Genomic DNA, 23,695 nt, shown 5'->3' with positions numbered 1-23,695 from the left:
TTTGCTGGATAATTCCAGAGGCTACCCGTCAGCAATAGCGTCATAAACCTGTATCCTTCCTGACTTCCCGACCCTCTCCTTTTCTTTCAACAATGGCACCGGCGACGTCAGTCAGGAGGCCGTTGTCTTCTGTAACCAGCGCATTGATGAACTGCTGGCACAGGATATGACTCCCTTTATTACGCTGTTTCACTTCGATATGCCGATGGCGATGCCGGAACAGGAAGGCAGGAAAAATCATCAGGTCGTTACAGCATTTTCACCCACCTGCGGCTGAATGATGATAATCCTCGCTGCGCCTCACACCAACTCATAGCCGCTGCAGTGCCCTATCCCCGTACCGGCGCATCGAACAGACTCAACGCCACAACAATCACTGCATAAACCAGCAGATACAACAGAATCAGCGCAGCAAGCAAACGACGGTGGCTGCGCATCCCGTTTTTCTTCATGGTGCCATTCAGAAGGTATAACTCAATGCCAGGGTTGCCGATGCGCCATTGTGCCGCGCGACAATCGGGCTATCTGAGGCATGTTTATCCAGCCATGTGTAATCACCGATGACACTGGCAGCCCAGGCGGGCGTAAATTGATGGCTCCAGGTCAGGCTGGCGTCGGTGCCATAAAATCCACCCGCAGCGTCATAACGTTCATAACCGCTACGCGCGCTTTGCTCGCGGTTAACACCGTACCAGGTGTTCATGTAACGTCCGTCGCCAAACAGACCTGCCACCTGCAGTGCCACCGTATCATCGCTGGTCTGCCAGGGAATCAACGTTACGGATGTCCGATACTGCACGCCCTGACTGTCACTTAGTGGCAGCGTCGCTTTGCCCTCCAGCACAAACCATGGTGTGACTGACCATCCCACCGCAAGCGCGGTGTTCACCGTGGCATCGATCTTTCCCATGCCCCTGAGCCGGTCATCACCGTCACGCCATGAGGAATTGCGGTCAGATCGGCCTAACCCATAGCCCAGGGTATGTTCCAGATACAACCCATTATCTGCCTGTAGATCGTAGCCAATCCCTTTTTGCGAATCGAGAAAGAAAGCCCCGTCGCGCGCCTGAATAATCGGCGTCAGCTGCCAGTGCTGCTTATCTGCGCCGCTGTAACGCGGTGCATTGATGCCTGCAATGCCCACCGTCACACTGGACGAAGGCGTGGCACTGTCATCCGCTCTTGCGGCAGCCGCGCTTAATGCCAGTGAAAAACAGACCATGTGAAGCGTTATTTTTCCGGTTATCATCTCGTTTCCTCATTATCACATCAGGTGCGGAGCTGAGGGATTCAGGGCCGCGTCACTGGCCGGAGTATGCGGGGCGAGTGTCAATGAACGACCAGGGATTTATGAAGAAACAGTCAAGGTGATCTGAAATGCAGCTAAAACGTATCCTGATTATTGAAGATGATGCTGACGCGGCCGGCGTCCTTGAGGCCTATCTGAAACGTGAAAATTATGAGGTTATGATTGTCGGTGACGGACCTGGCGGGCTGGATGTCGCCAGACGCTGGCAGCCCGATCTGATCCTGCTGGATATCATGTTGCCTGGCATGAACGGCACCGAAGTGCTGGCCGCACTGCGACGTCGCGACGATACGCCGGTGATCATGGTGACGGCGATGAGCGATGCGCCGGACCGCATCGGTGCACTCCGCTATGGCGCTGATGACTATGTGGTCAAGCCCTATCATCCAGGCGAAGTCGTGGCGCGCGTGCAGGCGGTGTTGCGCCGCAGTCAGAATAGCGCGCCGGTCACAGAAATCCTGCGCTGGGCCGGTCTGGTCGTTGATCCGATCGCCCTCACAGCCGTAATTGAATGCGACAGTGGCACATCGCGCCGTCTCGATCTGACACCCACTGAATTTTCCCTGCTGGTCACCCTGATGCGCGCACCAACGCGTCCGTTTACCCGTCTGTTTCTGCTGGAGCACTGTCTGCCGGAAAGCGATGCGCTGGAGCGGGTGGTGGATACACACGTCTACAACCTGCGCCGTAAACTGGAAGCTGCAGGCATCTCTGACGTGTTACCTGCGGTGCGTAGCGTGGGTTACCGGTTCAGACAGCCATGAATAAAAACATCTACAACTCTCTGTGGCGCTGGATCTGCGTCAGGGTCATGTTTCTGGCGATTGGCAGTGTCATTCTGATCGCCTTCTGTATGTGGTTGCGCTTCGCGGTGCAGGCGTACTGGGTCTATTACCGTATGCCACCCGCACTGCTGGAGGAGTTTTCACAGCTACGGCGCCATCCTGCCAGCGACCCGGCACGCTTTCACCAGATCGTGGATCAATGGTGGGGGCTCACTTTTTCTGATCCGTCGCTGGCCTCGTCGGACTGGTTTACTGTGATTGCGCTGGTGGTCGTCACCATCCCGTTTATGGTGTTTATGGCACTGCGTTTCGCGCGCCCACTCTCCACGCAGTTCAGTCAGCTGGCGACCGCGGCGCGCGCGGTATCAAAAGGGGAATTTGGCCGAACAGCCGCAGTGGTAAAAGAAGCTCCGCAGGAGCTGGTGCGCTTTACCGAAGATTTTAATCAGATGACGCAGCAACTGGCGCGTTACGAGCGCGAGCTGCGCACCTCGCATGTGGCGATGGCACATGAACTTCGCTCACCCCTGACGGCGGCGATGGGCCGGTTGCAGGGTATTCTGGATGGCGTCTTTCCAGCGGAGCCGCAGCAACTGGCAATGATCATGAAGCAACTGACGCAGCTCAGCCGACTGATCGATGAACTGCATTTGTTGTCACTGGCGGATGCCGGTCAGCTGGTCCTGAACCGGGAACGGTTTAATCTCAGTGAGTTACTGCGCGAGCGTACGGGCTGGCTGCTGCCGCAGGCAGAACAGGCAGGTGTGACCATCAGCGTCATCGCACCAGAGGCTCTGATGCTCGATGCCGATGCATTCCGCCTGGGCCAGGTGGTGACGATCCTTTGTGAGAATGCGCTGCGCTACGCGGCGGACGGGGGTGCGTTGCTGATCTCCGCCAGCCAGAACGATCGGGCGGTTACCCTGACTTTTCGCGATTATGGTCAGGGTGTAGAGCCGGACTTTCTGCCGCAGCTGTTTGATCGCTTTACCCGAGCTGACTCCTCTCGTGCTCGCCACTCTGGCGGCAGCGGGCTGGGATTGTCGATCGCCAAAGCTATCATCGAGGCGCACGGCGGATCACTTCGCGCCACGTTACCCGCTGACGGCGGCCTGTTAATCGGGATAACGCTGCCGGGGAGATAAATTGTTCTGGCTTGACCATTTCTTGATGGTTCATGCAACGTTTCTGGACACAAGCCGGGTTCAATGAGCACAACTCATTAAAGGAACCCGGCTATGACTGATTTAATCCCGGATGCTGCCCGCCAGGTGTGGCGTCACCTTTTTAGTGTTCAGATCTTTGCACCAGCCATGTTTGTGCTGCTTGGCGTGCTCATCATGACTGGCTGCCGGGACAATAATTCTGCCCCGCCCGCTGCCCCGCCGCGACCAGTTAAAACGGTGATTGTTCCGCCGCTCGGAAGTGATGCTTCACTGGTGCTGACCGGAGAAATCCGCGCCCATGAAGAGGTCGCGCTTGCTTTCAGGCTGGATGGCCGGGTCGTGAGTCGTGCGGCTGAACTGGGCGATCGCGTCAGCGCCGGACAACCGCTTGCAGCGCTGGAAAATGATCAGTCACGTAATCAGCTCAGTAGCGCACAGGCCGATCTCGACAGCGCTCGCGCCGCCGAACGGGTCGCCGCACTTAATCTTCATCGAATGCGGCTGTTGATGCCCGGTGGCGCCATCGCCCGCAGCCAGCTTGACAGCGCCCAGGCAGACTGGCAAAGCGCGCAGTCACGCCGTCTCAGCAGCGAAGCAGCGCTAAAAAATGCCCAGGACACTCTCAGCTGGACTCAACTCACTGCACCCACCGCAGGCCGGATCACCGCCATCACGGTTCAGCCTGGCCAGGTGGTCAGCGCTGGACAAAATGTGATGACGCTGGCAGCGGGAGATGCACGCGATGCGGTGTTTGACCTGACCACACCAGCGCTTTTGCGTCCTGACGGCCAAATACCACTAAAGGTGACGCTGCTCGCCGATCCCACCGTGCAGGCCAGCGGCACGGTGCGTGACATCAGCCCACAAGCCGATCCGCAGACCCGCACGTGGCGACTGCGCATCTCGTTGATAAATCCACCTGAGGCGATGGCACCCGGTGCCACGGTCACCGTCAGCCTGCCCGATGCACAACCGCCAGTGATCGCCCTGCCCGCCAGCGCTCTGACCCGTTTCTCAGACAAACCCGCGCTGCTGGTTGTTGATGCAGCGTCACGCTTGCAGCTTCGTCCGGTAGTCCTTGCCCGCTTTAACGCGCATCAAATCTTTGTAACTGCCGGGATCCAGCCGGGCGAGCGCGTTGTGACGGCCGGCGTTAATACCCTGCAGCCCGGCGAAAAGGTCTCGCTGATGCAGGAGGCGCCATGAAAAAACCGGCTGGCTTTAACCTCTCTGGCTGGGCGCTGGCGCATCAGCAACTGGTCATCTTTTTCATGCTGCTGGTGATGGCGGCAGGTGTACTGAGCTATGAACGTCTCTCCCGCAATGAAGATCCGGCGTTTACCATCAAAACTGCCGTCATCTCGGCCCAATGGCCGGGCGCGGACGTGGACAATATGGTGCAACTGGTCACTGACGTACTGGAACAGAAGGTACAGGAGATCCCGTCGCTGGACGCCGTTGAGAGCGAAACCCGCGCCGGGCAAACGGTGATATATGTCAACCTGCGTGATGACACACCACCCTCTCAGGTGGCTGGCACCTGGTATCAGTTACGTAAAAAGATGAAAGACGTTGCCGCTTCACTGCCTCAGGGCGTGCAGGGTCCGGCAGTGAACGATGAGTTTGATGACACCTTCGGCACAATTTATGGGTTTACGGCTGATGGTTTTACCGCCAGAGAGTTGCGCGATCGGGTCGATAACCTGCGGCGAAGTCTGACGAGTCTGCCCGACATCGGAAAAACCACCCTGCTGGGTGTGCAGGAGCAGCAGGTGGTTATCGCCTTTTCCCCGCGCAAGCTAAACGGCATGGGACTCGATTTACAGCAGGTCAGCGACGCCATCAAAGCGCAGAACGACGTGGTACCCGCGGGCAGCCTGCGAACCGACCGCGAGAACATTGCGCTGCGGGTCAGTGGCACCCTGACCTCGGTCGAAAACCTGCGGGCAATTACCCTGCATATCGGAGAGCGTTTCATCCCGCTGACTGAACTGGCTACCATCACTCTTCAACCTGCCGATCCCCCGGCACCCACGTTTCGGGTTAACGGCGTTCCGGCTATCGGGCTGGCGATTTCCATGGCCCCAGGCGGCAACATGCTCGATTTCGGCAAGCAGCTTAACCAGCGCATGCAGACACTGGCCAGTCAGTTACCGCACGGCATCACCCTGACCCGCGTGGCTGACCAGTCATCCGTGGTGAAAAATGCGGTCAGCGGCTTTGTCCGGATACTGGGCGAAGCGGTCGTCATCGTGTTAGCCGTCTCTTTCGTCTCGCTGGGACTGCGTGCTGGTCTGGTGGTGGCAGCGGCCATTCCGCTGGTGCTGGCCATGACCTTTACCGGCATGTTGCTGGCGGGCATCGGCCTGCAACGAATTTCACTGGGTGCGCTGATCATTGCGCTGGGGCTGCTGGTGGATGACGCGATGATCACTGTCGAAGCGATGGTGGCGCGGCTGGAAGCAGGCGACAGTAAGTGGCAGGCCGCGACGTATGCGTTCAAAACCACCGCATTCCCTATGCTGACCGGCACGCTGGTGATGATTGCGGGTTTTATTCCGGTCGGGTTCGCTGCCTCCAGTGCCGGAGAGTACTGCTATTCGCTGTTTGTGGTGATTGCGCTTGCATTGCTTTGCTCGTGGGTGGTCGCAGTAATCTTTTCTCCACTCACCGGCTGCTGGCTGCTGTCTGTAAAGCACATAACAGCCCACCCGTCGCCGGGCGTGCTTGCGCGCACTTATCACCGACTTCTGGACGTGATTCTGCGTAACCGACTGGTGACAATGGGCGTGGCAATGGCAGTGCTGTTAGTCAGCCTTTATGCCACCACCTTTATGCAGGGTGAGTTTTTCCCGGCGTCAGACCGCCCCGAATTGCTGGTCAGCCTGACGCTGCCCGCCAATGCCGCGCAGGCCGAAACCCTGCGTCGTACCGTACAACTTGAAAAAATGCTCCAGAATGACCGGGATGTGGCGAACTTCACCAGCTACGTTGGCTCAGGTGCAATCCGCTTCTATCTACCGATGGATGTGCTGCTGGATAATGAAAACATCGCGCAGCTGGTGGTGGTGGCAAAAGATCTCACCGTGCGCGATCGGCTGCGCAGCCGGCTGGAACGAAAACTGGCAGCAGATTTTAACGATATCAGTACTCGCGTCTCACCGCTTGAGCTGGGGCCGCCGGTTGGCTGGCCACTGAAATATCGCATCACCGGTCCGGACAATGCACAGGTTCGGCAGGTCGCCGATCGGCTGGCGGCACAGCTTGCTCGCTCACCGCTGACCCGGGGTGTCAATCTCACCGCCGGAGAGCCAGAACGCGTTATCAGGCTGGCAGTAAACCAGACAGCGGCCCGCGCGGCTGGACTCTCATCAGACACGATAGCCACCGCGCTGAATACGCTGATGTCCGGCAGCGTGGTGACCACGCTGCGCGATCGCAACCGCCTGATCGATGTGGTGCTGCGCGGCGATGACAAGGCGCGCCAGGACACTGACTTGCTGGCAGGATTGATGATTACCAATGCCAGCGGACAAAAAATTCCGCTGCGGCAGGTCGCGACGCTGAACTGGGGGGTGGACGACCCGGTGATCTGGCGCCGTCAGCGGCTGGCTTACATCACCGTACAGACCGATATCGCACCCGGTCAGCGGGCTGAACAGGTTTCGCAACAGCTCGCGCCAGGTGTCGCCGCTCTGCGTGCTTCACTGCCTGCCGGATATGGTATTGAAGAAGGTGGCGTGGCGGCAGAATCAGACAAAGGCAACGGTTCTGTGTTTGCTCTGTTGCCGGTAACGATCTGCGCCATGCTGATCCTGCTGATGATTCAGCTGCAACGTTTCTCAGGCATGCTGCTGGCGCTAAGCATGGCACCGTTTGGTTTGCCAGGCATCATATCCGCAATGCTGCCTGCGGGTACTCCGCTGGGGTTTGTGGCGCTGCTGGGGATTATTGCACTGGCGGGAATCATCATCCGCAACGCCGTGATTATGATCAGTGAAGTGGATACGAACAGCCGCGCCGGACTTGCCGCTGGTGAAGCTATCCGGCAGGCCGCCCATCACCGGGCGCGTCCAATCGTGCTGACCGCGTGTGCCGCAATCCTGGGCATGATCCCTATTTCTCATCAGGTTTTCTGGGGGCCGATGGCACTGGCGATTATTGGTGGGCTGGTGAGCGGTACGCTGGTGACACTTACGGTATTGCCCGCTGCGTTAAGTCTGATGATGGAACGCCGTTCACGTTAAATCCGTTCAAAAAAAGTCCGGCGATTCTGTACCAGGAACAGCAGAATCGCCGGACGTCCTCAGTTCATCACCTCGACCAGAATCAGTGGGCACTTTCTGACTTTGCAGGCCTGACTGTAGGCCAGCGAGCAGACCGAACAAAGGTCACGCACGTCAGACTGGTACTCATACTCCATGAAATAGCGGAACTGGCCGCCTGCCGAATCTGTTCTCCAGAATCGCTGCGGCTCCAGAATTTCATCCAGTTGCCTGAATGTCAGGGCTGACGGGTTATGAAACCCGACTCTTACGCGATATATAGTCATGCACCGATTATTGGCATCCCGGCTTCGTGCCGCCAGTTGGTTATTGTTTTCATTACAATAGCTGGCGCTTATCAACCCATCTCTTAGTGTGGCGCAGGCAGTTCTGCCAGCATTGCCAGCAGATGCAGCACCGCTTTTGACGGATGAAGCCGACGCCAGGCAAAGGCCACGTCGGTAAACAGCGTGTTGTTTTCGATATCGCAGAAGCTCACGTCGGGGTTATCGACGCAGCGCATCGACTCCGGCACCAGCGCAATCCCGCAGCCGGCCGCGACCATACCCAACGACGTGGTGATTTGCGGCGCCTGCTGGAAGGTGTGGCGCGAAAAGCCCGCCCGCAGACAGGCAGTGACAATCAGCTCATACAGGCTCGGCGAGACGTCACGCGGGAAAATGATCAGGGTTTCATCCGCCAGCGCGGAGAGCGGCACAGTGGGTGTACCGCTTAAGGGATGAGAACGCGGCAGCGCAATCAGCATTTTTTCGGTGGAAATGACACGCAGATTAAACGCTTTGCTGCTTTCGCACGGCAGCCGGATAAAGGCCGCATCCAGTAATCCCTCCTGTAAATCCTGCATCAGCAACGCCATATTCTCTTCACGCGTCAGCAACGTCATCGCGGGATAACGTTTCTTAAACTTATGGATTAGCGTGAAGATGCGCGAATTAAACGCCACCGAACTGGCAAATCCCAGCGACAACTGACCGCTGATCCCGCGCGCAATGCCACGCGCGTTTTCCAGCGCCTGATCGGCCAGCTGCACAATCTGTCGGGCATCCGCCAGAAACGCTTCTCCCGCTTCAGTGAGTTCAACCCCGCGCGTCAGCCGCTTCAACAATGGCGTGCCGATCTCCTGCTCCAGCCGCAATATCTGCTGACTCAGTGGCGGCTGCGATATCCCCAGCAATTCAGCGGCTCGGGTAAAGTGAAGCGTCTCGGCTACGGCAACAAAATAACGCAGATGGCGAAGTTCCATATCAAAAACGTCTCAAAGTTAACAGGTTTCGCTATTGGACCCACCGACTGAATCGGTTCACCATTAGGTTAACACGGCTTAACGGTTAATCGACGAGGCATCAAATGAGCAATTGTGTAACTGATTGTTCCTGCGAGGATCAACTAAAACATACTGTCTTAACGCTTTCCCAGGATGCGCCAGAAAGTGTTATCTATCAGACCTCTTTAATGAGTGCGCTGCTGAGCGGCGTCTATGACGGTAATGTCCGCATTGCCGACCTGCTGCGCAAAGGGGATTTCGGCCTGGGCACCTTCAACCGGCTGGATGGCGAGATGATCGCGTTTGACAGCAAAGTCTATCAGTTGCACGCCGACGGCAGCGCGCATCCAGCCGATCCGGCGCAGAAAACTCCGTTTGCGGTCATGACCTTTTTCAAGCCGCAGCACCTGTTTGAGTTTGACCGGCCGATGTCACGCGAGGAAATCCATCGGGTGATCGACAGCGAAATCACCTCCGATAACCAGTTCTGTGCGCTACGCATCAGCGGTCGTTTCAGCCGCGTCGATACCCGCACCGTGCCGTGCCAGTGCCGCCCGTATCGATCCATGCCGGAAGTGCTGGACGATCAGCCTACCTTTTCCTTTAGCCAGCGTGCGGGGGAACTGATTGGATTCCGCACGCCGCAATATATGCAGGGCATTAACGTTGCGGGCTATCACGAACATTTTATTACCGACGACCGCGAAGGCGGCGGCCACATTCTCGATTACGCGCTGGAACAGGGCACCCTGACCTTTGGTGCCATCAGCAAGCTGGTCGTGGATCTGCCGCAGGACAGTGACTTTCTCAATGCCGACCTGAACCCCGCCAATCTTGACGCCGCGATCCGAGCGGTAGAAAGCTAATCAGAGGAATGACGATGAAAACTTCAACCGATACCACGCTCTGGACCTGTGGCGCTGACCTGGTGGTCGCGCAACTTGAGGCACAGGGTGTCCAGCATGTCTTTGGCATCCCTGGCGCAAAGATCGATAAGGTTTTTGACTCGCTGCTGGACTCATCCATTCAGACCATACCGGTTCGCCACGAAGCTAACGCCGCGTTTATGGCCGCCGCAGTTGGCCGTCTCACCGGCAACGCGGGTGTGGCGCTGGTTACCTCAGGGCCGGGCTGCTCTAACCTGATCACCGGTATGGCTACCGCCACCAGCGAAGGTGATCCGGTGGTCGCTATCGGCGGCCAGGTGAAACGTTCCGACAGTGCAAAGCAGGTTCATCAGAGCATGGACACCGTTTCGATGTTTCGCCCGATCACCAAATATGCGGTTGAAGTGACCGATCCCTCTGCGCTTTCTGAATGCCTGTCAAATGCGTTTCGCCATGCGGAACATGGCCGCGGCGGCGGTGCCTTTATCAGCCTGCCACAGGATATTGTCGATCAGCCGGTGACCGGCAAAGCGCTGAGCAGTAAAGGCCGTCCGGTGTTAGGTGCCGCGCCAGACGCGATGATTGAGGCAGTCAGCAGGGCGATTGCCGGGGCTAAAAATCCGGTTATCCTGCTGGGATTGATGGCGAGCCAGACGGAGAACAGCGAAGCCATCGACGAGCTGCTGACCCGTAGTCATATTCCGGTCACCAGCACCTATCAGGCAGCAGGGGCCGTCAGACAGGATCACTTCTCACGTTTTGCCGGGCGTGTCGGGCTGTTTAATAACCAGGCAGGCGACCGGCTGCTGCAACAGGCTGACCTGATCATGACCATCGGCTACAGCCCGGTAGAATATGAACCGGCGATGTGGAACAGCGGCAATGCCACGTTGATTCATATCGACGTGATACCCGCAGAGACCGACAACCGCTATCTGCCCGATGCGGAGCTGGTGGGGGATATCGCGGCCACGGTGCGTAAACTGGCTGCGCGTATTACTGCGCCACGGCAACTGACTGCAGAAACTGCCTCTATTCTTGACGATCGCCAGCAGCAACGAAAATTACTGGCAATGCAGGGTGCCAGCCTCAATCAGTTTGCCCTGCATCCGCTGCGCATCGTGCGCGCCATGCAGGACATTATTAACAGCGATGTCAGCCTCACCGTTGATATGGGTAGCTTCCACATCTGGATCGCCCGCTATCTCTACAGCTTCCGCGCCCGCCAGATCATGATCTCCAATGGTCAGCAGACCATGGGCGTGGCCCTGCCGTGGGCGATTGGCGCCTGGCTGGTCGATCCGCAACGCAAAGTGGTGTCGGTTTCAGGTGATGGCGGCTTCCTGCAGTCCAGCATGGAGCTGGAAACCGCCGTCCGGTTAAAAGCAAATATTCTGCACATCGTCTGGGTTGATAACGCCTACAACATGGTGGCGATGCAGGAAGAGAAGAAATATCACCGCGTCTCTGGTGTTCATTTTGGCCCGATTGATTTTAAAGCCTACGCAGAAGCATTTGGGGCTGCGGGCTTTGCGGTGACCAGTGCAGCAGAACTGGAGCCTACGCTGCGAAAAGCGATGGATGTTCAGGGACCTGCAGTTGTGGCTGTGCCTGTTGATTACGCTGACAACCCGTTACTGATGGGCCAGCTGCATCTGAGTCAGCTTCTTTAAGTTCATGTAAAAAGGAAATCATGATGAAAAACAGAGTGGCATTTGTGACTGGCGCAGGCCAGGGCATTGGTGAAGCGATCGCCCTGCGTCTGGCGAAAGATGGACTGGCGGTCGCGGTGGCCGATTTCAATCAGGAGACCGCCCGCCAGGTCGCAGACAAGATCAACCAGTTGGGCGGAAAAGCGATAGCCCTGAAGGTCGATGTCTCGCAGCGCGATCAGGTGTTGGCCGCAGTCGAAGAGGCTCGTCTCGCACTGGGTGGTTTTGACGTCATCGTTAACAACGCAGGTATTGCGCCCTCCACGCCAATTGCGGAGATTACCGAAGCGGTGGTCGACAAGGTCTACAACGTCAATGTCAAAGGGGTGATCTGGGGTATGCAGGCCGCGATTAAAGCGTTTGCTGCAGAAGGTCACGGTGGCAAAATCATCAACGCCTGCTCCCAGGCGGGTCACGTTGGTAATCCGGAGCTGGCGGTTTACAGCTCAAGCAAGTTCGCCGTGCGCGGCCTGACACAGACCGCCGCGCGTGATCTGGCGCCTGCCGGGATCACGGTAAATGCCTTTTGCCCGGGTATTGTCAGAACGCCAATGTGGCAAGAGATCGACAGACAGATTTCCGAAGCAGCTGGAAAGCCCGCCGGTTACGGCACGGAGGAATTTGCGAAACGTATTACGCTGGGACGTCTTTCTGAACCGGAAGATGTTGCCGCCTGCGTCGCCTACCTCGCCAGTCCCGACTCCGATTACATGACTGGCCAGTCACTTTTGATTGATGGCGGCATGGTGTTTAACTGATCTGCCCTCGCCTGCTTCGTTCCGGCGCAGCAGGCTCTGCTTCTGCACCCATTAAAACATTAGTTTCTTTTATCTCAAAAACGGTTAGCCATCAGCCTGTTGACCGTTTAATCGCGCCAGACCTGCGTTTTTGTCGCCTGAGAGATTAAAGCTGCTTATTATCCTGCCGATAAAACAGAGACTCCTCTCCCTGTTCAAAGCGACCATGTTAACGATCAACCATAACGAGCCCGCCGTCATCACGAACAAAATGCGGTACAGCACTGACTCTGTTCTGGGACGAACGGTTGAAAGGTTATCATCAGGGATGCGGATTAACAGTGCGAAAGACGATGCGGCAGGTCAGGCGATTGCCAACCGCATGACGGCCAATATCAACGCCGATGCGGTGGTAGCGCGCGGCCTCAATGACGCTATCAGCTATTCCCAGACCGCCAGCGGCGGCCTGGGTAGCATTGTCGATCTACTGATCCAGGCCCGCACGCTTTCGGTTCAGGCAGCCAACGGCACGCTATCGGATGCGGACAGGCAGAGCGTCAACGGTGCATATCAGCAGATTCTGGCAGGCATCAATGACATCGCGGATCACACCGAGATTTTCGGGCGTTATCCGCTGGCGACCAATAATCCCGATCTGCCTCCTGCGAAACTGGGTAACGTTGACCCTATCAACACGAAGTTCCCGGTTCCAGGCAAGAATTACTCTTTTACCTCCGGCGTGATCCCGCTGGCCTATATTCCGGCAGGCTCGACAGCGATAAGCATCACCATCGACTCGCTGGGTATGGATGACGATCTCCAGCTCTTTACCCGCGACGGTAAGCATCTGGTCGGTACACCGCTGGATGGCAGTGCGCCCGATTACACCTGGGCCAGCAAAGGCATCACCAATGCGGCTACCGCAGATACCCGCCTGCTGACCAGCAAAAACGGTTTTGGCAGCGGTGCGGCATATGACAGTTCGCAACTGCTCGAGGGCGGTACAAGCTGGGCGCTGGCGGGCAGCAACAGCAGCACTTATAACGGCATGAACATCACGTATAGCGGTGATGGCGATCGTTATGAAGATGTCGCCAGCGGCGATTTCAATAACGGGACCATCACCAGTAACCGGCTTGAGCGCATCACGCTGGATACTGTAAACGAAGATTTGATTGTGGTGGTGGTGGGCAATGGCTCTTTCACGGGTAATCTGACCTGGGGAAAACTGCCCGAACCTAAAGGCGTGCCTGAAACGCCGCCACATGAGAGTCGTCCTCTGGAAGTGGTCACCAGCGCAGATTATGGTCAGCCAGTGCAATCGGATACCATCCCGGCTACACCGTCAGATACCAAAACCCTGGGGCTGAACAACACAACACTGCTGAACAGTCAGGACATCTCCAGCACCATGAAAGCGCTGGAGCGCGCGCTGGCGAAGATCAGCGGCTATCAGTCGACTTATGGCGCGAAGATTAACCGTTACGAATCAAACCGTAATGTGCTGGCGCAGCAGGGCGTGGATACCTCAGCAGCTCGCAGCCGCATACAGGATGCGGACTATGCAGAAGAAGCCAGTCAGCTGGCTCGTAACCAGATTATTCAGCAGGGCCAGACTGCCGTCAGTAAAATGGCGAACAAAACACCTGAAATGATTATTCAGCTGTTAGGCAGCTAATACTTTTAACCGGCAGGGCGTCCTGCCTCAGCCGTTTTCCCTGTTTCTTCTCCATTAACATCGCCTGATTCGGCCCTCTGCTGGCCCGAAATCCCCGGTTACCCCTCGTCACGCTTTGATCCCAGTCACACAAACTCGTTTAAGATTCGTTTAAGAATGGTCGTCATCACCTTTTTTTGTTAAATAAATGCTAAATGCTGATAACAATTTAATATCACCATCCTGCGCAGGATTAACTAAAACAACAGGTTAATCGTTACCAGACTAAGTAATTACCTGAATTTTCCTGCGGTCATAAGCACTTTTCATTACTTATACGCCATTGCGAGGGCTGTTATTTTGCTGACAATACTGGGTTTTACCATGGTTGTTTGCTTCATGTATCTGATCATGACCAAACGCATGTCAGCCTTGATTGCGCTGATTCTGATACCAACCATATTTGCGCTGATTGGCGGTTTTTACGCGGGCCTGGGTGACATGATGCTGGACGGCGTCAAGAAGCTGGCTCCTACCGGCGTCATGCTGACTTTCTCCATTCTCTATTTTGGTCTGATGATTGATGCCGGACTGTTTGATCCGCTGGTGCGCTTTATTCTCCGGATGGTGCGCGGCGATCCCCTGAAAGTGCTGGTCGGCACGGCGGTGCTGACCCTGCTGGTTTCACTGGATGGTGACAGCTCCACGACGTATATGATCGCTATCGCCGCGTTCCTGCCGCTCTATCACCGGCTGGGTATGAATGTGCTGATGATGACCTGTCTGGTCAACCTCGCCAGCGGTATCATGAACCTCTCGCCATGGGGTGGCCCGACAGCCCGTGCCGCAGCGGCACTGCGCATTGATGCCCTCGACATCTTTATTCCGATGCTTCCGGCCATGTTGCTGGCCTGCGTTAGCCTTGTGGCCATGGCAGTGCTGTTTGGTCTTCGTGAACGTAAGCGTTTAGGCGTGATGACCATGAAAGATCACCATCTCGACAATATTGAACTGGGTCTGGGGGATGCCGAAGAGTGCGCCGCCAATCGCCGGCCAAAAATGTTCTGGCCTAACTTCATCCTGACCACTGTGCTACTGGTGCTGCTGGTGGTTGGGTTAATGCCGATTCAGATCCTGTTTATGCTGGCATTTGCGATAGCGGTGATGCTCAACTATCCCACGCTGGAAGAGCAGAAAGCGCGCATCAGCTCCCATGCCGGTAACGTTCTGGCGGTAACCGCGCTGATTTTTGCCGCCGGTATTTTCACCGGTATCCTTTCCGGCACCGGTATGGTTGATGCAATGGCGAAAAGTTTGCTGGCGGTCATCCCGCACAGCTTTGGCCCTTACCTGGCAGTATTTACCGCGCTGGTCAGCCTGCCGTTCACCTTCTTTATGTCGAATGATGCGTTTTACTTTGGCATTCTGCCCGTTATTGCTCAGACAGCGGCCAGCTATGGCATTACCGCTGAAGAGATTGCTCGCGCTTCCATTGTCGGCCAGCCATTCCACCTGCTGAGCCCGCTGGTACCGTCAGTCTACCTGCTGGTGGGTCTGGCGAAGGTCGACATCGGCGACCATCAGCGCTTTGCAATCAAGTGGGGAATTCTGGTGAGTCTGGTATTGATGGCTGGCGGTCTGCTGACCGGTGCTTTCCCGTTGTTCCACCGTTAATCCTCTGCTTTCGGGTGGATAGCCGGCAATGTTCCCGGTTATTCGCTTCCCGAACTACAACAGTCATTGTACAATGACTTGTATTGTTCATTACGGAGGTTTTATGAGAGCAATCAGTTACAGCGAAGCCAGACAGAATCTTTCTGCCACGATGGTTCAGACAGTTGAAGATAAGGCACCGGTGTTAATCACTCGCCAGAACGGCGAATCCTGCGTGCTGATGTCGCTTGATGAATATAACTCACTGGAAGAGACGGCCTATCTGCTGCGTTCGCCTAAGAATGCTCGCAGATTGATGGATGCTATCGAAAGCCTGCAAAGCGGTAAAGGGACTGACAGGGATATTATTGAGTGAAACTGACCTGGTCCGCAGAAGCCTGGGAAGATTATCTGTACTGGCAGGATACTGATAAAAAAACCGTCAGAAAGATTAACGAACTCCTTAAAGATGCCAGCAGGACGCCTTTTGAAGGCAAGGGAAAACCCGAGCCCCTGAAGCATAATCTTGCGGGATTCTGGTCCCGCAGGATTACGGCGGAACATCGACTGGTCTACGCCGTCACTGAGGAGGCATTATTAATCGCCTCATGCCGTTATCACTACTGACCAGAAATCGCCTTCCTGACATTGACGATCAACCGAGTGATTGGGTACAGGAAGCATCACACGGTTCCTGCACCCAGACACGGCCCCCATCCCGCAACAGATCGCTATGCCACCCGATTAATCCGGATCGCCTGCCCTCTTTTTCAGCTGCGCCGAAAGCCAGGGAGCTGTCAGACTTTCTGCAGAGAGACTCACCTCTTCCGGTAAGCCGGATGAAACAATCTTTCCTCCCCTGAGCCCCGAGCCGGGCCCCAGATCAATCACCCAGTCCGCTTCAGCCACAATGCGCATAGTGTGTTCCGCCATAATCACCGTGTGGCCGCGCTTTACCAGTTCATCGAGCACAATCAGCAGCTTATCCATATCAGACGGGTGCAAGCCAGTCGATGGTTCATCAAGCAGATAGAGTGTAGGCGTACGCTGTAAACGCTGCAGTTCCCAGGCGAGTTTGATGCGCTGGCACTCGCCGCCAGACAACTCAGTGGCGGGTTGACCCAGCGTCAGATATCCCAGTCCCAGTGACGTCAAAGCTTTTAACGAACGCTGAATACCGTCATACGCGTGAAAGAGCGCAGTGGCGTCGTCCACGGTCAGAGCAAGCACATCCGCAATCGTCAGGTTGTTCCACTTCACTTCCAGCGTGTCGGGATTATAACGGCCTCCCGCACAGACTGAGCAGGTTGCGGTGGCGCTGGGCATAAACAGCAGCTCAATTGAAATCTGCCCCTGCCCTTCACATGCAGGACAGCGTCCGGCGGGTAAATTGAATGAGAAACGGCTGGCGCTGAAGCCTTTGGCTTTCGCTGCAGGGGTTTCTGCAAACAACCTGCGGATAATGTCGAAAAATCCGGTGTAAGTGGCCAGATTTGATCGAGGCGTTCTGCCAATAGGACGCTGATCGATTCTCACCAGTCGGCCGATGGCGTCACTTCCGCTCACCACCTGTCCTCTGACGTCTGCCACCAGATCCTCTTCCTCGCCCTCGTCGCTGTCAGCGATTTTATCAAAACGTCCGAGCATTTCCGGGAGCACGCGATTCAACAGTGTTGATTTACCGGAACCAGAAACCCCGGTGACAGCTGTCATTCTTGCCAGCGGAATAGCGATATCCATTGCGGAAATATTGTTGCAATGGACCTGCTCAAACCTGAGCCAGCTCTCTGCAGGCCGGCGCTGGCGCAGTCCGGTATAGCTCCGCGAGAAGAGATAGTCAGACGTGGGTGAAGCGATGTTTTTAAGTCCTGCGGGTTCGCCGTTATAAACGATCTCACCGCCATGCGTTCCCGGACCCGGGCCAACCTCAATGAGCCAGTCAGCCTCGGCGATGAGGTCCATATTATGTTCGACAACCACCAGCGAGTTACCGGCGCGCACCAGGTTTTTCAGGGAAGTGAGCAGCGCTTTAACATCATCGGGATGCAGGCCGGCAGAAGGCTCATCCAGTACGTAAAGCACGCCAAACAATCGTGATATCAACTGGGTTGCCAGACGCACGCGCTGCAACTCGCCGGATGAGAGCTGGGTGGTCCGGCGGCCCGGTGCCAGATGGCCCAGCCCCAGCATGTCCAGTTGCTGAAGCCGCATACTGATATCAGACGTCATCCGGATAACCGCCTCCCGCAGGGCAGCCTCTACAGGCAGGTTGGATGAGGTGCCATCAGCATAAGGCTTCAGCAGTTCTGCGAGCGCCGAGACAGAAAGCTCACTCAGGCTGGCAATGTCATAACCCGCAAAGGTGACGGATAAGGCATCCCGATTCAGTCTTTTACCGTGGCACGCTGAACAGGGCGTGACCGTGACATAACGGGCAAGCCGTTTCTTCGTCGTCTCACTGCCACCCGAATAACTCTGTAGTACGATTTTTGCGGCACTGGTGTAGGTCCCGGTATAAGCGGGCTCTTCACCCGCAGCCAACGCTTCTTCACGTTGTTCAGCATTCAGACCGATAAAAATCGGCACCGAAGGCTGTTCGTCCGTCAGCAATATCCACTGCTGGTCACGGGATGAAAGCGTATGCCAGGGCGCATCGACATCGTAACCGAGTGTCTCAAGGATGCTTCGCAGATTTTTGTTATGCCAGCCTCGGGGCCATGACGCGATGGCGCCCTGGCGGATACTCAGTGAGTCATCCGGCACCATTGAGTCGGTTTTGACGGTGTGTACGCTTCCCAGTCCCTGGCAATGCGGACAGGCTCCTTCTGGATTGTTAGGCGAGAAATAATCGGCGGTCATAAAAGGTACACCGTCGGGTCGTGCACCTGCCCGGGAAAACAGCAGACGCAGCGTAACGGAAATTCGGGTGAGGCTGCCCACCGTTGAGCGCTCCTGAGCACCCGCCCGGCTCTGTTGCAGAGCCACCGCAGGCGGAAGTCCATCAATATTATCTACATCCGGTGCCGCGGCCTGATCGATCAGTCTGCGGGCATGGGGCGAAACCGACTCAATAAACCGGCGCTGGGCTTCTGCGTAAAGCGTATCAAAGGCAAGTGACGATTTACCGGAACCTGACACGCCGGTAAACACCACCATGGCGTTGCGGGGAAACCGAAACGAGACATCTTTAAGATTATGCGTTCTTGCACCCTGTACCGAAACATAAGGGTCGATATGCTCATCAGCGCGGTTACGTTCAGCGTTGCGTTGGTCTGTCATGATTTCCCTGTTTAAAAATGCATGGCAGCCTGACATTCGCCTGCCATTAATGATTGAAACATTTCAGATGCTCATCGGGTCTTCAGGCTATCCGGCCCGTTTGAGAATTGAAGCAACAGCAAGGGTAGTCACGGATTTCTATCTTCACAACGCAACAGGTCGTTGAATGACTCCTGATAAATTCTGCTACGCACTCCTGAATCAGTACATCCCGACCATTTACTACCTGAACCTAATAGTCTGAACCAGAGGCGAAATAGTGCATGACTTTGGTAAATAGAAGTAAAGAGAAGTAAACATAATTTTGCTGATCAGGTGCTGATGCAGGTCTTTAATGAAACCGTGATTTAAAAAACAATCGTTATTTAAATATGAACCCCATACATCTTGTTAGCATTTCCCTCGATAATTTAACGGCAGACTTTAGCTGAGCACCACTGGTTTATTTTACCTATTCAGAACTCATTATTTCCCGCAAACCAAAATAATCATTCAATCAAATGCCAAAAATTAAAGAGATCAATATATTCAATTAGTTAAAAGGTAATCATCTGATTTTCCATTGGTGATAACTATGGATGATTTGATTTAAAATCACTTTACCTATCAATCGCGTTAGCCGACCTCCGTTGACTATCACTCCCCGAAATATAAAGATGTTTCACATCGGGCAAGACGGATATCAATATTAAATTAAGAAAAGTTTATCTCGTCAGTATTATTCAGCATTAAGGATTCATTGAATGCGGACAGACCTTATCATTTCTGAAAATGTCTGCGATGAATATCCTGATGAAATCGATCTTATCTGGATGTATGGGAAAGTTAATCAGCGCATCGGATCAAATGATAATGGAAATGAAAATGGTTACTTTTACAGATCTGAGCGCCTGATGACCGATGTTGAAGGTGCATTCCTTGATGATACAGGAATATTAAACCATTAATCAGCAGATGTTATATTATGAATATTCAATTACATAACAGCGCTTAATTATCGCTGAAAAATTCACCGACAGCGGTGGCGCTTACTATATTACTGGCTACTTCAGTAACGCTTATTGCCAATGACCAAACTTAAATTCTGCAAAAAATTTGAGCACCAGTTCATGCTGATTAAAATTATCGCTTACACCTATGAGCCTCAGCAGCAAAATAGCCAGAAATTGAATAAAAACGCACTTATCAAAATCAGAATGAAATTTTAATTATACATACCAGGTAATAGATAGCGTCATTATCAGATTTTTTAATTTTCATTAAACAGAGACTATATCTCTGAGCTTATCTAAACTCAAAATGTGAGGTGTTCACTATGCGTAAAAACATTCTTTTATTATCAACGTTTTTAGTTTTATTTAACGTATCAGCCGGTGCGATAGCTTCATGAATGCTCAGCCACCGGACTGAGCATTCATGAAGCGGAAAAATCCCTCGCGAAAAAAGCGGAAGCAAAAGGGGTTAACTATAAAATAATCGGCGCACACTATGGTAATTATGTGTATCTGATTGCCAAAACGGAGCCGTAATTTTCAGTAATGGTTAATAGCTAAAACGACTTACCGGCTGTGAAGTATATAAAAGTGATATTTCAGTGCCTGTTTCTTAACACACTTCATAAAAGGATAGATTATGAAAAAAAGTATGTTGCTTTTACTGACTGCTTTCTCAGTCAATGCTTTTGCACAGACTACGCAGGATTGTGTAAAAACGGATCAACAAGAGATTGCAGGATTATTTGACCGCTGGAACAACTCTCTGCAGACCGGCGATGCCCACAAAGTCGCTGAAAACTATCTGAGCGATGCGGTTCTTCTGCCCACCCTCTCAAACAAAGTAAGAAAGAGTGATGCGGAGCGTGTGGATTATTTTGAGCATTTTCTGGAGAAAAAACCTGTCGGTAAAATTGAGAGCCGGACCATTCGCACCGGTTGCAACAAGGCAACCGACAGCGGGGTCTATACCTTTACCTTTGCAGATAAGTCTTCAGTAAAAGCGCGCTACACCTTTACCTATGTCTGGGATGGGAAAGCGTGGAAAATCTCGTCGCATCACTCCTCCGCAATGCCGGAAGGCTGAATCTTTGCTGATGCTCAGGCCGGCCTGAGAGATAACTAAAGCGGTAATGGCTTCTTATTACAGCCAGTCAGGCTGGATGTTCAGTGACCCTGCCCGGTGCCCTTTCTCATTCAGGTAAAGGCACCGGGCAAGTGATGCAGGGAATGTCTTAGTGACTGACGAGGATAAAAGGTGATGCTCAGCGCACTGGTCAGCCTTTTGCGAAACGAAAGTGCGCTTTACTAATCAATCAGTTTGCCTTTGTCCAGTTGAACCGCGCCCGTTTCCCGGAGCTTCTTCAATACCCGTGATGCCGTGCTTTTGGATAAAAAAGTGCTATTGGTCAGAAAGTAAAGCACTGAAAATCGCTTTTTTATATGACACGGAAACGCACTCCACCGGCTGATTGCATTAGTGACCTGCACTTCCGAATTGGCATAATGTGACTGAAGGCAGTTCAGCAGATCGGTGTGATAGCCTGACATGATTTTCATAACGTCCGGAAACAGCCCTTTATGGTTTACGAGGCTCCAGAACTGGTTATATTCAATGCTGTAGATTTTTCCGTAGTCGACTTTCTCAATGAATATCGGCGGTGCTTCCAGTGCCGGCATGGCGCCGATGACAAACGGCCCCGTAATGATATTGATGATTTTATTTCCATTTTTTGAACGGATAATAAAATCCCCTTCCTTAATCAGGTATACCTTTCTCTCCTGACCAGTGAAAAAATCGAAGAACTGCTTCCCCCGTGAAAGTCGATCGAATCTTGCCGGTTTAATGTAAGGCTCCATATTATGGATGATATTAAGATGACTTTCCGCAACATGCCTGGACATAAAAAACTTCCTTTTGATTGCTCCTTAACGAATGAAGATAGTATTTAAAAATAATTCAGCTTATGTATAAGCTGGAAATAAAAATAGTCTCAAATGCATACACTTGTATATATGACTGATTTGTTTTTAGTCACGCCCTGATTTCGTAAACTTCACAAGATTTTAACTTGCTGGCTCGTATGCTACTTATGTGAATAACAATACAGCACTAATCTATTTTTCATATCCACAACCTTTAAAAGAAAAAATTGTGTCGTGATTATCATGTAGAAAAAAACCTTTAATCCAGGCTTAGGGGAGGGCAGTTAATAACAAGATCAAACTGCAATATGAATCACTGTATTCGTGTCTTGAGAGGGTGCGTCTTTTAAAGAGGAATTCTTAAAACCATGACATCACCTATCTTTTACGCTTCAGCTGCGGCAAACCGGGCTGGCAATGCCCGACCCGATAAACCGCTGTAATCGTATTTACTCAAAATGTTGCATCCACCGTCATGGCATTACGGTTTTTTGAATTTGTCTTCAACCTTCTCTTTCGCTTCCGCGATTTTATCCCCAGTTTTTTCTGTAAAGCTGTCTTTATGAGCTGGCCCACTTCCTGGTGTTACCGGACGGGTGTTGTAGCCATGGTCAGCGCGAGCCTGACCCGTGCTCTCAACCAGCGGATCGGTCGCAGTGTGATTGCCGGTCACCGGGTCTGCACTTAACGGATCTCTGCTGGCATGGTCAATATCTACTTCCTGACGGCGTACAGAATCATTAATGGTTTCGACACGATCGCTGGCCTCTTTACGCAGCACCACTTCTTCAATAATTTCCGCGGTCTTATTAATGACAGGCTGCTCATGCGACTCTTCCACTTCAACCGTTTTTTCAGACCAATCGACATTGCCCGGTGAGCCTGTTCCGCTGACCGGACGACGGAAGATTTCGGCATGTTGCTCACGCAGCGAAATATTTTCTGATACGGGTTCCGTGACAGTGTAGCGACGAACGCGGGTTGAGCCTTCACTGACCAGACGTTTGCCTACTTCCAGACGTTCTTCTGCCAGCCGCAGCACGTCTTCGTTACTTTCATCACCGGTTAATGGAGTACGACCCGCGACACGATGAGCCGGTTCAGTATGAAGTGGTTCGACTGCTGCGCTATCCTGAAACGTTCCGCTAGCGGGTGCAGTCAGGCCATCATTTGTTACGTCGTCGTCAGGTAACGCAGCACGACGTTCTGTCAGTTCTTCATGCGCATCAAGGATACCTAACGCTCGCGGTAGCTCATCTTCATCCGCCCGAAGCGACAGCACTACACCGCCAGTACGCATCGCGTCTTCATAGACTTCGGCCTGATCTTCTTCCAGCGTATTGCCAAACAGGCGCTGCCAGAAACCAGGGTGACGGGCTTCGTGTCCTTCAGTACGCAAGCGATCGCCGGAAATGATGTCAATGTCATCATCCAGGAAACCGGCCTTAATAAGGTTACGCTTTGCACCCTCAGCCAGTGAGAGACTGCTGAACATTGTGACGATTGTTTCACGTGCCATGTTGTGTTCCTCGATGATGGATTTGGACGGCTCTGAGTGGGATGTTCGGGTCAGATAAGCGTGCTGTTTACGCAGGGTGACGATCTCTTCTGTCTCTTCCATGCTGACAACCTTGCGGATATGCCACTCCTCTTTCAGCACCAGATGACGAACAATCTCGATCTCCTCTTCGACGATTGGAATGATCAGCACACCATTCTCTTCACGGATCTCCGGTATCGCCGTCAGCCGCTCCGACTTAGTAATGCGGTCAATCTCCGCTGTCTGATGCCGGAGCATCAGCGCAATTTTTTGCTGATGCTCGGTGACCTGTCGGGTAACTCTGACATGGCCATCAGTGACCCGCTGTCTGGAAATCTCAATGACTTCTTCCGCCAGTCTTATTACCTGGTCGTTACCCTCTGACCCTGGTTCTTCAGGAGGTTGATTGTTCATGGTTAACCTGCCTGTAATACAGAGCGATCATTTGTACTTTTCCTGACCTTGAGCATAAGTGACTGCTTTCCGGCTGATTAAAGCCTGG

20 protein-coding genes and 1 pseudogene are annotated in these 23,695 nt (G+C 53.7%); 14 read left to right on the top strand and 7 right to left on the bottom strand.

The window, feature by feature from the left end; all coding sequences use genetic code 11:
- Positions 1–91: 91 nt before the first annotated feature.
- Positions 92–259, top strand: a pseudogene (locus EE896_RS21455) (family 1 glycosylhydrolase); the annotation flags it as partial.
- A 70-nt stretch (positions 260–329) separates the two neighbouring features.
- On the opposite strand, the gene EE896_RS22810 reads toward EE896_RS21455, so the two are convergent.
- Both EE896_RS22810 and EE896_RS21450 read right to left on the bottom strand, forming a co-directional pair.
- Positions 330–452 (bottom strand): hypothetical protein, encoded by a 123-nt coding sequence (locus tag EE896_RS22810; RefSeq protein WP_003850579.1) that lies wholly within the window; start codon positions 450–452, stop codon positions 330–332.
- Between the two features lie 8 nt (positions 453–460).
- Positions 461–1,249, bottom strand: a complete 789-nt coding sequence (locus EE896_RS21450; RefSeq protein WP_003850580.1) for a MipA/OmpV family protein — start codon at positions 1,247–1,249, stop codon at positions 461–463.
- Between the two features lie 128 nt (positions 1,250–1,377).
- Between EE896_RS21450 and EE896_RS21445 the strand changes: the two genes are divergently transcribed.
- The 4 genes from EE896_RS21445 to EE896_RS21430 all read left to right on the top strand — a co-directional run bounded on the left by EE896_RS21445 (position 1,378) and on the right by EE896_RS21430 (position 7,507).
- Complete coding sequence (locus EE896_RS21445; protein WP_140034221.1) at positions 1,378–2,073, top strand: response regulator; 696 nt, start codon at positions 1,378–1,380, stop codon at positions 2,071–2,073.
- A complete protein-coding gene (locus EE896_RS21440; RefSeq protein ID WP_008926807.1) occupies positions 2,070–3,239 on the top strand; it encodes a sensor histidine kinase in 1,170 nt (389 codons plus the stop codon). The genes EE896_RS21445 and EE896_RS21440 overlap by 4 nt, the downstream gene beginning before the upstream one ends.
- 93 nt (positions 3,240–3,332) lie before the next feature.
- Positions 3,333–4,466 (top strand): efflux RND transporter periplasmic adaptor subunit, encoded by a 1,134-nt coding sequence (locus EE896_RS21435; RefSeq protein ID WP_105100080.1) that lies wholly within the window; start codon positions 3,333–3,335, stop codon positions 4,464–4,466.
- Positions 4,463–7,507, top strand: a complete 3,045-nt coding sequence (locus tag EE896_RS21430) for an efflux RND transporter permease subunit (protein WP_140915803.1) — start codon at positions 4,463–4,465, stop codon at positions 7,505–7,507. The genes EE896_RS21435 and EE896_RS21430 overlap by 4 nt, the downstream gene beginning before the upstream one ends.
- Before the next feature lie 59 nt (positions 7,508–7,566).
- Here the strand turns inward: EE896_RS21430 and EE896_RS21425 are convergent, their stop codons facing one another.
- Positions 7,567–7,812, bottom strand: a complete 246-nt coding sequence (locus EE896_RS21425; protein ID WP_003850587.1) for a hypothetical protein — start codon at positions 7,810–7,812, stop codon at positions 7,567–7,569.
- An 83-nt stretch (positions 7,813–7,895) separates the two neighbouring features.
- Positions 7,896–8,789: a LysR family transcriptional regulator gene (locus tag EE896_RS21420; RefSeq protein ID WP_105100082.1), complete on the bottom strand. Its 894-nt coding sequence runs from the start codon at positions 8,787–8,789 to the stop codon at positions 7,896–7,898.
- Positions 8,790–8,893: 104 nt separating this feature from the next.
- Here EE896_RS21420 and budA point away from each other — a divergent pair, with 104 nt between their 5' ends.
- From budA to EE896_RS21385, 7 genes are all read left to right on the top strand, one after another.
- Positions 8,894–9,676: an acetolactate decarboxylase gene (gene budA, locus EE896_RS21415; RefSeq protein WP_078805275.1), complete on the top strand. Its 783-nt coding sequence runs from the start codon at positions 8,894–8,896 to the stop codon at positions 9,674–9,676.
- Between the two features lie 14 nt (positions 9,677–9,690).
- On the top strand, positions 9,691–11,370 hold the full coding sequence (alsS, locus tag EE896_RS21410; protein WP_003850593.1) for an acetolactate synthase AlsS: 1,680 nt from the start codon (positions 9,691–9,693) through the stop codon (positions 11,368–11,370).
- A 23-nt stretch (positions 11,371–11,393) separates the two neighbouring features.
- Positions 11,394–12,167: a (S)-acetoin forming diacetyl reductase gene (locus EE896_RS21405; RefSeq protein WP_003850595.1), complete on the top strand. Its 774-nt coding sequence runs from the start codon at positions 11,394–11,396 to the stop codon at positions 12,165–12,167.
- 205 nt (positions 12,168–12,372) lie between these two features.
- Positions 12,373–13,824 carry a flagellin N-terminal helical domain-containing protein gene (locus tag EE896_RS21400; RefSeq protein WP_072040396.1) on the top strand — a complete coding sequence of 484 codons (1,452 nt, stop codon included), beginning with the start codon at positions 12,373–12,375 and terminating at the stop codon, positions 13,822–13,824.
- 339 nt (positions 13,825–14,163) lie between these two features.
- Positions 14,164–15,477 carry a CitMHS family transporter gene (locus EE896_RS21395; protein ID WP_140034218.1) on the top strand — a complete coding sequence of 438 codons (1,314 nt, stop codon included), beginning with the start codon at positions 14,164–14,166 and terminating at the stop codon, positions 15,475–15,477.
- Between the two features lie 103 nt (positions 15,478–15,580).
- Positions 15,581–15,832, top strand: a complete 252-nt coding sequence (gene yefM, locus EE896_RS21390; RefSeq protein WP_003850602.1) for a YoeB-YefM toxin-antitoxin system antitoxin YefM — start codon at positions 15,581–15,583, stop codon at positions 15,830–15,832.
- Entirely contained in the window at positions 15,829–16,083 is a 255-nt protein-coding gene (locus EE896_RS21385; RefSeq protein WP_140034217.1) for a Txe/YoeB family addiction module toxin, read from the top strand. The genes yefM and EE896_RS21385 overlap by 4 nt, the downstream gene beginning before the upstream one ends.
- Before the next feature lie 117 nt (positions 16,084–16,200).
- Here the strand turns inward: EE896_RS21385 and EE896_RS21380 are convergent, their stop codons facing one another.
- Positions 16,201–18,735 carry an excinuclease ABC subunit UvrA gene (locus EE896_RS21380; RefSeq protein WP_140915804.1) on the bottom strand — a complete coding sequence of 845 codons (2,535 nt, stop codon included), beginning with the start codon at positions 18,733–18,735 and terminating at the stop codon, positions 16,201–16,203.
- A gap of 743 nt (positions 18,736–19,478) precedes the next feature.
- Here EE896_RS21380 and EE896_RS21375 point away from each other — a divergent pair.
- Positions 19,479–19,682: a hypothetical protein gene (locus EE896_RS21375; protein ID WP_078805279.1), complete on the top strand. Its 204-nt coding sequence runs from the start codon at positions 19,479–19,481 to the stop codon at positions 19,680–19,682.
- Between the two features lie 685 nt (positions 19,683–20,367).
- A complete protein-coding gene (locus EE896_RS21370) occupies positions 20,368–20,814 on the top strand; it encodes an SgcJ/EcaC family oxidoreductase (protein ID WP_003850608.1) in 447 nt (148 codons plus the stop codon).
- Between the two features lie 221 nt (positions 20,815–21,035).
- Here the strand turns inward: EE896_RS21370 and EE896_RS21365 are convergent, their stop codons facing one another.
- Together EE896_RS21365 and EE896_RS21360 are read right to left on the bottom strand one after the other, a co-directional pair.
- Positions 21,036–21,632 carry a cyclic nucleotide-binding domain-containing protein gene (locus EE896_RS21365; RefSeq protein ID WP_003850609.1) on the bottom strand — a complete coding sequence of 199 codons (597 nt, stop codon included), beginning with the start codon at positions 21,630–21,632 and terminating at the stop codon, positions 21,036–21,038.
- A gap of 502 nt (positions 21,633–22,134) precedes the next feature.
- Entirely contained in the window at positions 22,135–23,607 is a 1,473-nt protein-coding gene (locus tag EE896_RS21360; protein ID WP_140915410.1) for a DUF2382 domain-containing protein, read from the bottom strand.
- Positions 23,608–23,695 lie beyond the last annotated feature (88 nt).

This window comes from Pantoea eucalypti (assembly GCF_009646115.1).
In the GTDB taxonomy this organism is placed as follows: Bacteria; Pseudomonadota; Gammaproteobacteria; order Enterobacterales; family Enterobacteriaceae; genus Pantoea; species Pantoea eucalypti.
The sequence above is the reverse complement of the archived record's forward strand: the minus strand, read 5'-3'. Positions and strand labels throughout refer to the sequence as shown.